The following is a 12,666-nucleotide window of genomic DNA, read 5'->3' on the forward strand; positions in this document are numbered from 1 at the left end:
AAGGCCCCGAGTCCTCCATCACGATAGGCAATGTGCAGCCGCGAAAGGGGAAAAGTTATTTCCTCCAGCCTCCTAAGCCCCTCATCTCTTACTTTTTCAGCGGCCTGCTAGGGCAGCGTGGATGCTGGCCATCGCTAACGTGACGTGCTGTTCATCGGGCTGCCTGAAACAATAAGCCTGCCCAGTTCAACGCCGCTCAATCCAACGAAAGAACCGACATAATGAGAGCTGGCGCTAACCCGCACAGCCGGGTGCTAGCAGTATTGGTGGTGGTGCAGAAGGCGCTGATGGCCGGGTAAACGTAGGTGATATCCTCACCGCGACAGGCTGTCTCACCGCACACGTTGACGACCTTGCAGGCGCCGCTGGAGATGTAGTCCGTCTCGCCACGCACGAGAATGCCCGCTACGCTGTAGGTGCTCGTCTCGTACACGCCTGAGCCCGAGTTGCCAGCGAAGGTATCCGTGGAGGCCACGAAGTAGTCGAGCGTGCCCGAGCGCGCGTCGCGCACCGAGCCGCCCGAGTCAATTTTGAAAGGGATGCCACTGCCGCTGCCGATGACGGCCACGTTTTGCCCGGCCGACAGAGCGGTGTTGCCCGTGCGCACGGGCGCCGGGATGAAGCGAGGCGCGGCCGTCCGGTCCAACCGGATGACGGCGTAGTCCAGGTTCTGCGTGCCCACCGTGCCCTGCTGTCGCGCCACGATGGAGGCACAACTGAAGATGTCTGCCGTGGTGACCGTCTGCAACGAACCCGCCGCTGGCCGGTAGTAGTTGAAGACGAAGCGCGTGTTGGTGCAGTCCATGGCGTTGGTAACGCAGTGGCCTGCTGTAAGCACCAAGTCGTCGTCGATGAGCGTGCCGGAGCAGAAGGCCGCCGTGGGATCATCCCGGAAGCGCTCGGTGGTGCAGAGGTTGTAGGCGGCGCCCAGCGTCTGACCGTTGAAGGTGACGTTGTTGGGATCGGTCGCGTTGAAGTCCGACGGGTTCATCAGCGCCACCGTGGCCTGCTGCGCGCGCGCCCGCAGCGTGGCATTGGTGTGTGCGTACACGTCCTGCCGGTTATCCGGCCCATAGACGACTTCGCGCTCGACAAAAGCGGGCAATTCGTCGTGTTCATGCGTGCTGCTCGCGCCCGTCTCAGAACACGAGCAAACAAGAAAACACCCGAACAACACAACATATCTACTTGGCTTGATGGTCATTAGCCTTCGTCCTGAACCAGGATGGCTAGCGAAGTTCGAGCCCTAGAAGGACAGGATAACCGCCAGCATCGCAACCGCCACCCCAATAGACTCCCGTAGGACGCGAGGACAGTATCGCCGAAACAGCAAGTGATGTCATTTGCTTAATGTTATCTGCACTGCCGCCCAGCCGATATTGATTGGTTTTGTTCGGGCATGTGTGGCTGGTAAACGGAGCTGTGGTAAGCCTGAGCCAGACACCACCACCACTGCCAGAGGTGTCTGAAGCCTCAATAGCCGCGACTCTCACATCGCCGCTCCATACCCCAGCATATGCGATGCCGGCCGCGAGAAAAGACAAGAGTCCACTGACCAAATTGATCTTTTTCATCTCGTTTTTGACTCTCAGTCTGAAATTCGTCATAACTTAATCGAACTAGGGCTATGCTTTACGCCTTGATTCACGCGCAGAGCGGTCATGCACTATAACCATCTAGAATCCGCCAAGCTAGTTTGTTCGTAAGCCACCTGCCATGCCCAGGTCGCACGTCGCGCTGCAATTGCTCGAACACCTCGGCGCGTCCACTGGTGACCCACCACGCTCAGCTCGACAAGCTCCCGCAGCATGTCATCGTCGGACGGATACGGCCTCTGGAACGTCCTCCGGCTTGAGAGGATGATTCAGAAGCCTCGCCCGAAGTTCCTCTGGGTGCTTCGCTAGTTCCACCACCCTCATACTCGTGACTGGCCGCCGGCGGCAGACGTCAGGGACGCCGATACAGCCTCCTGGCTGCGAAGGTGACTGCATAGGGGTTGAAGGGGTAGAAAACATCGACGAGGAGTCTTGCTGCGTGGGCGCGGTCATCGCCGATCCCTCCCCTGGCGGCGGGTACGCTTGGGCTCCGTCAGGAAGGCCATGACAAGCCGCAAGATCAGCCGGAGCTGGAGCCCTTGGAGGCGTCCGAGCAGGCGCCGCAGGCGCCGCATTTCCGGCGTGTCTGCCAGTTCGGGCGGCACTTCGAGCCGCGCCGCTTCCGGTACGCTGCCCACAGGGGCAAAGCCCATCAGCTCGTGCGGGCCGCTTCGCAGGGCCACGCACAGCCGGAACAGCGTGGGCACGCTGGGGAGCATCTTCCCGCGCTCTAGCCGCCCGTAGACTTCTGTCGCGGTGCCAATGCTCTCGGCAAGTTCCGCCTGAGTCAGCCCCGCACGCATCCGCGCCTCCCGCACGGCCATTCCGAGGGTCGATGCGAGGCGTTGCTCTCGGCGCTGCGCATCCTCCGGAAGAAGGGGACGCTTCCTGTGGGTCTTGGCCCGAGGGCGGCGCTTTGCGACTCGTGCTTTCAGGTGCAGTTTCATGGCGGGAACCTCGCGCACCACGCCAGCACGGAGGAATCCGAGCCAGTCAGTGCATGACAGAAATAGGAGAGAGAAAGCCCGGTCTGCTCACCGGGGCCGGTGAACTGCAACGACCGGAGGCGCCCCAAGGTTCAGGACGCCTCCGGTCGCCTCGTACCCGGCCACGCCGGTTCCCCTCGGCGTGGCCAGTGGTGCGCGCTTCGAGCGGGTCGGCTTGTCCCCCTCCAAGTTAGAGGCAGGCCGCTCCCCTCTCTGCGCGACGCCGACACGGGGCTGCGGGGCTGGGTGCTGAAACAAGAGGCCGAGCGCTACGCGGAGCCCCCCGGCGAGGTGGTGATGTGATCCGCCGACAGCATGCGCGTGGTGGCTTCGGAGTCCGGTGCCGTGGGGCTGCCCACGTCCTTGTGCATACGGGCCTGCGCCGTCATGCGGCGGACTTCCGCCACAGCTTCGGGGGCTCCGTAGGGAGCCCCCAACGACTCCAGCGCTTGGCGCAGCTCTTCCTCCAAGGCTGCGGCAGACGGGTAGCGGTCATCCGGGCGGCGCTGGAGCAACTTTCGGAGGATGGAGCGCAGGGGGGGGAAGAGTTCTTCTGTCAGGTGCTCCACCTCCTGCGCGGTGTACGTCGCGGCCCGCAGGATGTAGTCGTCTACTTGCTCGGGCAGTTCCGCAATCGTGGCCGTCGTGTGAGCGGCCACCACCTGCGCGCGCACCTCGGGGGTCAACGCTGCTTCCAAGTCAGAGGCGCGCAGCGTGGCCGTGCTGTAGAGCCCCTGGGACGTGACAATCTCCAGCAGCACCAAGCCGAGCGCGAACAGGTCCGAGCGCGGATCCATCGGCTCGCCGAGAAGCGCCTCGGGAGCGCCGTAGTAGGCGTCCCCCTGCGGGCGCGGGACCGAGGTTGCCACCCGGCCCGGGAGCAGCGAGCGGGCGAGCGCAAAATCCGTGAGCCTCACCGAGCCATCCCATCGCAAGTAGATGCGGGCGGGGTTCACGTCCCGGTGAACGATGCCCAGCGGGCGTCCTTGCTCATCGGTGCGCGTGTGCGCGTGCTGGAGAGCACTCGCCACTTCGGCGCCCACGTAGAGTGCGAAGCCTGCCGACAGGCAGACCCCGCGCATCATCATGGCGGTGACGTAGGTGTCCAGTCGAGTGCCCGAGACGCGCTCGGTGAGGATGTAGAGAACGCCTTGGGCCTCGGTGCGCCCCAGCACGCGGGCGATGTTGGGATGATCCAGGTAGGTGGCGAGCCGTGATTCTTCCTCCAGCCGCGCTCGGATCTTGGCGAGCGTTTCGGGATCGTGCTTGGGCGAGGAGGGCGGCAGACTTCGAGCGAGGTAGTTTCCCTCCGGGCCGAGCCGGGAGCGCTGCTGAACAAGGAGCACGGTTTCCCCGTGATTTGTCGTCTCCAGTTCCCGGGCGAGCGCATACGAGAATTCTCCGAAGGTGAAGAGGATCCGCACCTCGGGTTTCTGGGGGCCTTTCGCGGTGGCCATGGGATGCAAGCTCCTAAAGGCGCGCAGCAAGGAGCCGCGCGACGGAAAGAGACACTACCCGGCACATGGGGTCAGGGTGAACGATGGGGCAGGTAGGGCGGATGCGTTCAAAAAACAGCCAATTTCCAGCCTTGTCGTATAAATGTACCCCTCCCCGCTCGGGAAGCCACCTCCAACTGGGCCGAGCTAGAGCTGTTCGACGCGTGCAGCACCCAGGCCGAGTCGGGGCGCCCGACGCGCGCGGCACCAGGGCCGAGCTGGAGCTGTCCGCAGCGCGGCACCAGGTCCGAGAGCTGGAGCTATCCGAGGCGCGCAGCACCGGACCGAGCTGGAGCGCTTCGAGGTGGCTCCCAGCTCATCACCGGGCCGAGTTGGGGCGCGCCTGGACGCGCGCAGCACCCGGGCCGAGCTGGAGCTGTCCGCCGCGCTCCACGGCCCGTACCGGGGCGGCGCAACTACGGCTGCCCCCTTAGGGCGCCCAGCTTCTCACGGTCCTCCCGTTGCTGGGGCTTGTGGCCAGTGCAGTGCCGTCCTTGGCTCCCTTCGCGACGCCGTGAGGGCCAGAGACAACGCACACCGGCACCTTGGCTTTGCCGGGGAGTTCTACGTGATCGTAGATGGCTCTGATCTCGTAGGGAGCACCGTTCTTCTCATCAGTGACGTAGATCCGCCCGTAGAACAGCGTGCCAGGGGGGGCTTTAGGCTGGTTGCCGTTGGGCACGACGCCAGTAACCGGGCCGCCTAGCGTGAACTCGCACAGGCCACGGGCTGGGCATTGTTCGTCGAGATTGAAAACGAATTTCTCACCGATCTCCCAGCCGAGCCTTTCCATGGATTCGACCGCGCCGGGCGAACACTCGAAAGGCTCCGCCTTGATACGGACGGACGCGCAGCCGTTGGTAGCCATGGCGACCGCCAACGGCAGCGCCTTGCACCATGCCGGGAAGCCGGGATCAGTCGGGGCGGGGGCTGCTTTCGTCGCGCGTGTGGCACGGGGGGACTTGAGAGCATCGGGCGGCTTGGGCTTCACGGGAGATCCTTCCTTGGGTGCGGTGGCAGAAACGGCGGGGGCTGAGTCCTGCGCGAGCGCGGGCACGGGCGCGGCCTTCACAGCGGGAAGCGGGGCGGCGGGCGCGGCCTCTCTCGGTGCGGTCGGCGACGCGGGGGCGGGGTGCTCGCGTGTCAGCCATGCAGCCGCACCGGCAGCCAGCACAAGGGCAGCCACCATGCCCGCCAGCGCCAGAGGTTTACGCCAGTGCTGGCGTGAAGCAGCCCTCATGCCCGCCAATGCGCGCGGCTGGAGTCGGCCACGCACGCGTGAGGCGTGCTTGTCCGCCAGTGCCAGAATCTTGCGCCAACCCTCATTCCCACGCGCCGCGAGTCCGGCACCCTGCCCGCCTTCACCGGGTGTGCGCTGCAACGAGGGCGGGTGTGCTTGCGCCGCGTATTCAGGCGCGGGGTGGTCGGCCAGTTCCAACAACTCGCGCCGCAGTGCCTCGAAGCTCTCGGGCCTTAGTGCTGGCGCACGCGCTACCAAGCTCTCCACGAGCGCGCTCAAGGCTTGAGGAACTCGCGGGTTCACGTCTCGGGGCGGGGGCAAGTCCAACGTGGAATCCGCGAGAGCGCTGCGGGGCTTGTCCTTGGTGGGGAGCGGATCTGTGAGTAGCTCGTGGAGCATGATTCCCACGGCGAACAGTTCATCCGTCACCTTGAACGCATAGCGCGCCCCTCGCTTGCGCCCTTGCTTGTAGAAGAACTCTTGCGCCTCGGGCGCGCGGTAGCGCTCGGTTCCAGGGGGCAACGGTGTGGTCGTCAACTCCTCGGCGTTCGCGTAGGTCGCGCAGCCCAGATCGATGATCACCGGCTCGCCGTTCTTGCGGATCATCACGTTGGACAGCTTCAAATCTCGGTGCAGCACGCCGCGCCCGTGCATGTACGCGATGGCGCCGGCGATCTTGGCGAACACGCGCGTAATCTCCTGGAACGTCGGGTGAGTGCGCTCTAGCCAGTCTCCCAGCGTCCAGCCGTCTACGTACTCCAGCACGCAATACACGCGCCCATCGGGCAAGTACCCGAAGCCGCGCGTCTTGATGATGTGGGGATGAGCCATCGTCAGCAGGATCGCCACCTCGCGAAGCGCTCGCGCGTGCGTTCTGCCGGTATCGCCGCTCTGCTCACGGTGCAGGGCGACCTTGATCGCGAAAGGCTTCCCCTGCTGCTCGGCATGGTGAACGGCACCAAAGCCGCCCGTGCGTAAGGCCCGGATGATCTGCCACCCGTCAACGAGAGTGCCGGGCTCAAGCTCCACCGCTCCGATCATGGCTTGTGCTCCTTTGCTGGCGGAAGATTTATCGAAGGAATCGAGAAGGAGGGCGTCCCCTCAGGACCGTGAAGGTTCAAGGCGAATTGAAGCCCCGCGCCTGGGGGCGGCACGTCCGTTTCCACGAGCACGCGCACGGTGCCGGAAAACTGGCTCAGTTCCACCTTCACCGTCCGCACGCGCGCCTCGCCAGTCTTGCTCGTCAACGTGGCGCCGGTCGGCCTCCATGTTGTGTGTTCGGGCGGAGGGATGATCTCCACATCCACTAGCACCCATCCCTTAGCGCGGTAGACCGCTCCGGGTCTGGCCTGAAATCCGCCCGCAGTGGATGAGACGGTGAGAACCTTCCCGGTCTGGACTCCATCGTCATCAAAGAACCCGCTTGTAACGGCGTCTGCCGGACTCTGGGCGGCGCATGGCGCGCACGCCGTCTGACAAGCTGGCTCCGGCTCCTTGCGCCGTAAAACGTTGATCTCCGTGTCCACTTCGGAAGGGTGCACGACGAGCGCGAACTCGGCCAACGCGGGCGCCTTCCCATCCGCCAACGGCACGCGCAGCGTCCAACGTTCACCGGGCCGGGGCTCGCTCAAGGGCTCGATGATGATCGAGCGCTTGCCCGTGTCCACGATCTTGATCCGGCTCGTGTCCACTTCGACGGCCTCACCCTCGATAGGGACACCAAACACGATGGACGTGCGGATCCCCGTGGCGATGAGTGCCTCTAGGGACGAGCCTGTCAGGGTGAAGGAGCGGCGGCGCAGTTCGCGCGTGGGCGCCGGTTGGGCTTGGGCCAGTGTTCCCCCGAGCAGAAGGAGCACAAGAGCCAGGGGCGCGGGTGAGAGCAAGAGTTCATGACCTCCAAGGTAGGCACCCTAGCAGACGCTGCCCGCGCGTTGTGGGTGCTCCTCTGGCCCGGGTGGGGCGCGCTTGGGCCGGTGCTTGAAGCGAGGCAGGTCGCGGCAACGCGCCCGCGTCTTCCTCCGCGCCTGCCAGCGCTGGCCAGTGGTCAGCTGGGCCGCGCTCGGCTGCCTCAGGCTAGGCGCGCTTGGCGGATAACGCGCCTGCCTGCTCGCGCTGTGGGGATTGTGGCGCGGATTCCTGGCGTACCTCCGGGCGGCGCTGTCCCTGACGTCGGCGTTTTGGCGCGCGCTAAGGGGCCACCCTGCGTTCGGGAAGCAGGATGGCGGCCCCACCGCCGCAGCGCGGTTTTAGAGCCCTTGGAGCCGTTCGGCGGGGCACCCGCTGGCGCGTTCTCTTGGCTGGGTTCCGCACTGCCAAGTTGCGGGCGTGCTCCACCGAGCCGAGCTGGCGATATCCGCCGCGCGCGCCACCGAGCCGAGCTGGCGATATCCGCCACGCCCGCCACCGGGCCGAGCTGGCGATATCCGCCGCGCGCCACCAGGGCCGAGCTGGCGATATCCGCCGCGCGCGCCACCGAGCCGAGCTGGCGATATCCGCGCGCCACTGGCGCTATCCGCCGCGCGCCACTAGGGCCGAGCTGACGATATCCGCCGCGTCCACCAGCGGAGCCGAGCTGGCGCCATCCGCCCGCGTCCCCGGGCCGAGCTGGCGCTATCCGCCGCGCCGAGCTGGGGCTGTCCGACGCGCGCCGCACTGGGGCCGAACTGGGGCTGTCCGACGCGCGCGGCACCGGGCCGAGCTGGGCGCCCTGGACGCGCGCGGCACCGGGGCCGAACTGGAGCTGTCCGTAACTGAGCGCCGTACCCCGTCGGAGAAGCGGGGAAGCGGCGGCCAGCCGAGCGTGTGGAGCCCGCCAGACGGACACCGCGTCAGCGATCTCCGCGCTCCGTTCCCACTCCGGGTGAAACGCTGCTGCCCGGCTGGCTGCTCCACCCCCGGGGCAGGGCGCGCACTTACCGCGTCGGAGGCCCGGCCGCTCGGCTCGGCCCCGTGGAGCACGCGCGCCAGGGCCGCAGCGGCGCTCACCGTGGAGCCCTCGCGCGTCGGACGCCCGGCACTCGGCCGGGCCCGTGGAGCGCGCCAGGGCCGCAGCGGCGCTCACCGTGGAGCCCCTCGCGCGCCGGAGGCCCCACCGCTCGGCTCGGCCTGTGGAGCACCCGCCAAGAACCGCAGCAGTGCTCACCGTGGGGCCCTCGCGTGTCGGACGCCCGGCTGCTCGGCTCAGCCCGGGGAGCACGCGCCAAGAGCCGCAGCGGTGCTCACCGTGGAGCCCTCGCGCGTCGGACGCTCGGCTCGGCCCGCCCGGCCCCGTGGAGCGCGCCAGGATGAGAACCAGACCCGAGCAGCCGGTTCAGAGCGCGTTGGACGAGGGAGCCCTTTCGCGAAAAAGGGAGAAGTAATGCTCCGTCATGTGCCGCTGTCCTGACATGCTATGTTGTCGAGGCCGTTCGGAGGGCAAGTCGATGTCCGAGATTGGAACGATCACACGCAATCACACGGGGTTGAGCCGGGTGTTGTGCTTCCTGGCTATCTGCTGGAGTGCTCTGGCTGTGGGCCAGGAACCGGCCATGCCGCCGCTCTCCTGGCGCTCCAGCCTCGGCTATGGGCAGTTGCGGTGGGGCATGACTCTTCAAGAGGTGAAGACGCACTATCCCGGCATGGCCCAATTCGGAGATGGGCGCTGTTGGTTCGTAGAGCAGCCTGTCGCAGTTGCAGGAACGGAAGCCACGCTGAATCTCTGCTTTTCAGATGGCCGACTCTACGGGGTAGACCTCCACGCGACATGCAAATCGCTGGCTCAGTGCAGGACGCGTATGGGCAAGTTCCACGAGGGGCTCTCTGCGAAATACGGTCCGCCGAACAAGGCGCAAAGCAGCAACGACTACCACGTGTGGTTCATTGGGCCGGGCGGGGAATATCCGGGCATAGTCGCAAAGATGGTAATTAGGATGTCTCTTATTGAAGGGCGAGACGGTGCTGAGCCCTTTATTGCCATCAGCTATTGGAGCAGAGAACTGCCATACCGACCTCCGCTGCCAAATACCGAAGGGCTCTGATTATTTGTCCTTGTCCGGCTCAGTGGCCGCCTCCGCGTGCTCGGCCGCACCCGCCTTCTGCCGCTTCTTCACGAGGCGCATGATCTCATCCTGAGCAATCCCCCATGCAGCCGTCCATGAAGGCGCAGAAGGAGCATCGGGCCGAGCCGCATCGTGTTGGAGAGCCAGCGCCTGAGTCGGTGAGGGGAGTTGCCGGTCGCGGCCGATCCAAGGCTGTCCTGCTGTCAGACAGGCTTGCGCCATGCGCCACCGGCAGGAGGCCCACAGCCCAAGGCTTCCTTGCTCAGGATGAGAACCACACCCGAGCAGCCAGTCGAGTTGGAGGAGGACGCAAGGCGGACGCTGCGCCAGCGTTCTGAGCGCCGTGTCCCCACTCGGAGTGGAGCCGGGATGTCCGTCTGGCGGCCCAAGAGCGGTGGGCACCCCATCACCACGGGGCAGGGCGAACAGTTACAGCTGTCCGACGCGCGGCACCAGGGCCGAGCTGGAAATGACCGACGCGCACCGGGCCGCAGTGACTCGGTAGACCGTGGTGGCGCCGTGGTGGCGCCAGTGGAAGTCCCGCAGCAGTCCCGTGCGAACGCCGCGCACTCTGCACGGTGCTCAGCCGAGCCACCGCGCCGCGCGCACTCCATCTGCGCCGTGCGCAAGGCCCTCGGTTGCCCGTCTGCACGCTTGCCGATCAACTTTCACGCTTCGTCCATGGCTGGGCACTTCCCGTTGCACTGTGTCCCCCCTGGCCCGGGTAGTTCCGGGCTGTTTGGCGAGTGTGGAAAGGCGGGTGAGGTGAGGGGCGGGATGAATCCCAGGGGGGCCAAGTCCTTCTGTGCGGCGCGTTCAGGCGCCTTTGTTTGCTGTCGGGTGACACCGCCGGGAACAACGCCGATTGTCACGCCAAGACGCGCCAGCTGTCACGCCAGGACGCACCAACCGTCAAGCCTTGAGCCCGACTCCAGCCGTGGAGCGATACACCGCTCCTTGCCTGTCTAGTATCCGTGCGGGCTCGACCGTTAAACGAGGAGATTGTAGGTGTTTGTTGGTGTTTGCCTAGATAAGTCGGAATTTGCCTGTTCTTACCCAATGTCCAACCGCGCCGCGATTGGGCACCTTGGGCGGCATGATTCACGACCCACACAACACCCGGCAAGCACGAGGGGCGCGCACGCTTCCCGCCTGGACGGGACGCGCGCGCCCCTGTCCAAGCCTGCCGAACACGGGCCAGCGCTGCCCAGCGCGGCCCGGAGCACTGCCGGTGCTCGGAAGGGTGCGAGACACTGTTGCCCATGCAGTGCAGTACAACGGCTGCCCCCAGGACGCGGGGCGGTCCGACGTGGACAGCACCCGCAGCGCATTGTGTCCCCGCCACCCTCCGGATGCGCTCGGGTCGCCGCACCGCTTCGCGCTGGGCGGTTCCTCGCCCCTCACCGCATGGCGCTGCGCGTCCTGGCTACAGGCGCGCAGCGTCGGACACTCGGCCACATGGAGCATCTCACCCATGCAGGGGCCACACGAAGCACAGACCCCTCAACGAGGGCAGGAGGGGCACCAGTTATGAGCGCGTCCTCTCTTGCTGCGGGCAACGTGCCTGAGTTTCTCACGGTGGAGGAAGCCGCCGAATTGCTGCGAGTGAATCGGAAGACGCTCTATGAGGCGATCCGACTCGAACAAGTGCCCGGCGTGGCTCGTATTGGCAAAACCCTACGCCTCCGCCGCGCGGCCCTGCTAGAGTGGACAGCCGGTAAGGACCGTGATTCTGCGCTCGGGAGTCGGAAATGAGTGTCAGATTGCGGAAGTGGCAGAACAAGGCAGGGAAGGCCGAGGAGGCTTGGCAAGTGGACTTCATGTTTCACCACCCGGACGGACGGCAACAGCGAGTCGTGAAGTTCTCGCCCGTGCAGACGCGCCGGGGTGCCGAGCAGTACGAGCGCGAATTGCGCGCCGCTCTCCTCAATGGAACCTTCGGAAAGGAGAACATCAGCGAGGAAAACCGCGTCACGTTGTCGCAGTTCGCCCCGCGCTTCCTCACCTATAGCGAGAACAACAACAAACACTCCAGCGTCGTCACCAAGCGGCAACTCTTGGAGGATCACCTGCTCCCCTTCTTCGGGCAGATGGCTTTGTCTGCTATTGGACCGGCAGAGATGGAAGACTTCAAAGCCGTCATGCGGAAGAAGAAGTCCGCTGCCCGCGCCCGGAAGGAGGCCCCGACGAAGGCCGCCCTTCTCAAGCGCGGCGATGTGGCGCCCAAGCCCCTGAGCCTCAAGACGATCAACAACGTCCTGTCAGCGTTGAGCAAGCTGCTGGCTCTCGCGGAGGAACAGCGGGTCATCCCGCAGGCTCCCCGCGTGAAACTCTTTGGGAAACTGCCCAAGCCCACCTTCGATTTCCTCAGCTTCGAGGAAGCCGAGCGGTTGATCGACGCTGCCGAGATGGAATGGCGGACGTTGCTGCTGGTGGCGCTGAAGACGGGGCTTCGTCAGGGAGAAATGATCGGGCTCCAGTGGGGTGACATGGACTTGTCACAGGGGCGGCTCAACGTGCGGCGCACCGTCTGGCGTGGCGTGACGGACTTGCCCAAGGGCGGACGGGAGCGCACCGTAGACCTTCCCGCATCAGCAGTGGAGGCCCTCAAGGCCCACCGTCACCTGCGGGGCCGCTTCGTGTTCTGCCAGGAGGACGGCCAGCCGCTCACTGCGGGCAAGATGGCGCAGCCGCTTCGCAGAGCCCTCCATCGGGCGGGCATTAGCCGCGAGGAGGGGCGGATCGGGTGGCACGACCTCCGCCACACCTACGCCAGCCACCTTGCGATGCGGGGCATTCCTCTCAAGGTCATTCAGGAGTTGATGGGACACGTCACCATCGAAATGACCGAGCGGTACGCCCACCTGAGCCCGGACACGCGCCGAGAGGCGGTCGGGGTGCTCGACCGGCCCTCTGCGCCCGCGTGCGACATACATGCAACACGGATGGAGGAAGCCGCTAACCATCCGTAAAGACGTAGTAAAAATGTGGAGGCGGCGGGAATCGAACCCGCCGGAGGCGAGCCGAGCGCACTGACCGATGGAGAACGCATCGCAGTTGAAAGCGTCGAGTTCACCAATGGCGATTTCCACTTGCCCCTGCTGGCACGCCTCCGACGCCACCGCTCGTGGTCCCAGGCGTGCACTCTCCCCTGGCCGCCGTTCTTGACACGGACATGGCGGCCCTGTTGCCTAAACGCCTGTCCTTGCGTGCGGTGGGGGCAGGTCAATCGGCAATGGCCGAAGCCGCCGCCGCACCAGCCCCCCCCGATCTGGGCGATCCAATTGAGGGCCACGGGCAAAATCCGCC

The 12,666-nt window shown here is 65.7% G+C and carries 7 protein-coding genes and 1 pseudogene; 3 read left to right on the plus strand and 5 right to left on the minus strand.

Going from position 1 to position 12,666, the window contains the following annotated elements; translation table 11 throughout:
* Nucleotides 1-238: 238 nt before the first annotated feature.
* The 5 genes and pseudogenes from KY661_RS27130 to KY661_RS27150 all read right to left on the minus strand — a co-directional run.
* Nucleotides 239-1,204, minus strand: a pseudogene (locus KY661_RS27130) (trypsin-like serine peptidase); the annotation flags it as partial.
* An 840-nt stretch (nt 1,205-2,044) separates the two neighbouring features.
* On the minus strand, nt 2,045-2,542 hold the full coding sequence (locus tag KY661_RS27135; protein ID WP_225412989.1) for a helix-turn-helix transcriptional regulator: 498 nt from the start codon (nt 2,540-2,542) through the stop codon (nt 2,045-2,047).
* A gap of 308 nt (nt 2,543-2,850) precedes the next feature.
* Entirely contained in the window at nt 2,851-4,038 is a 1,188-nt protein-coding gene (locus KY661_RS27140) for a serine/threonine-protein kinase (RefSeq protein WP_225412990.1), read from the minus strand.
* A gap of 469 nt (nt 4,039-4,507) precedes the next feature.
* Complete coding sequence (locus KY661_RS27145; RefSeq protein WP_225412991.1) at nt 4,508-6,358, minus strand: serine/threonine protein kinase; 1,851 nt, start codon at nt 6,356-6,358, stop codon at nt 4,508-4,510.
* Nucleotides 6,355-7,203, minus strand: a complete 849-nt coding sequence (locus tag KY661_RS27150; protein ID WP_225412992.1) for a DUF2381 family protein — start codon at nt 7,201-7,203, stop codon at nt 6,355-6,357. The genes KY661_RS27145 and KY661_RS27150 overlap by 4 nt, the downstream gene beginning before the upstream one ends.
* Before the next feature lie 1,539 nt (nt 7,204-8,742).
* Here KY661_RS27150 and KY661_RS27155 point away from each other — a divergent pair.
* The 3 genes from KY661_RS27155 (at nt 8,743) to KY661_RS27165 (ending at nt 12,329) form a co-directional block, all read left to right on the plus strand.
* Nucleotides 8,743-9,336 carry a hypothetical protein gene (locus KY661_RS27155; RefSeq protein ID WP_225412993.1) on the plus strand — a complete coding sequence of 198 codons (594 nt, stop codon included), beginning with the start codon at nt 8,743-8,745 and terminating at the stop codon, nt 9,334-9,336.
* A 1,551-nt stretch (nt 9,337-10,887) separates the two neighbouring features.
* Nucleotides 10,888-11,112: a helix-turn-helix domain-containing protein gene (locus KY661_RS27160; protein WP_225412994.1), complete on the plus strand. Its 225-nt coding sequence runs from the start codon at nt 10,888-10,890 to the stop codon at nt 11,110-11,112.
* Nucleotides 11,109-12,329 carry a tyrosine-type recombinase/integrase gene (locus KY661_RS27165; protein WP_225412995.1) on the plus strand — a complete coding sequence of 407 codons (1,221 nt, stop codon included), beginning with the start codon at nt 11,109-11,111 and terminating at the stop codon, nt 12,327-12,329. The genes KY661_RS27160 and KY661_RS27165 overlap by 4 nt, the downstream gene beginning before the upstream one ends.
* The last annotated feature ends 337 nt before the right edge of the window (nt 12,330-12,666 follow it).

The sequence above is a fragment of the Allostigmatella hybrida genome (genome assembly GCF_020103775.1).
Classification (GTDB): Bacteria; Myxococcota; Myxococcia; order Myxococcales; family Myxococcaceae; genus Hyalangium; species Hyalangium aurantiaca.

Excerpts from the sequence above, each read along its gene's own strand:
- KY661_RS27145 (WP_225412991.1), bottom strand. The coding sequence starts at position 6,358 with ATGATCGGAGCGGTGGAGCTTGAGCCCGGCACTCTCGTTGACGGGTGG.
- KY661_RS27160 (WP_225412994.1), top strand. The coding sequence starts at position 10,888 with ATGAGCGCGTCCTCTCTTGCTGCGGGCAACGTGCCTGAGTTTCTCACG.
- KY661_RS27135 (WP_225412989.1), bottom strand. The coding sequence starts at position 2,542 with ATGAAACTGCACCTGAAAGCACGAGTCGCAAAGCGCCGCCCTCGGGCC.
- KY661_RS27140 (WP_225412990.1), bottom strand. The coding sequence starts at position 4,038 with ATGGCCACCGCGAAAGGCCCCCAGAAACCCGAGGTGCGGATCCTCTTC.
- KY661_RS27155 (WP_225412993.1), top strand. The coding sequence starts at position 8,743 with ATGTCCGAGATTGGAACGATCACACGCAATCACACGGGGTTGAGCCGG.
- KY661_RS27165 (WP_225412995.1), top strand. The coding sequence starts at position 11,109 with ATGAGTGTCAGATTGCGGAAGTGGCAGAACAAGGCAGGGAAGGCCGAG.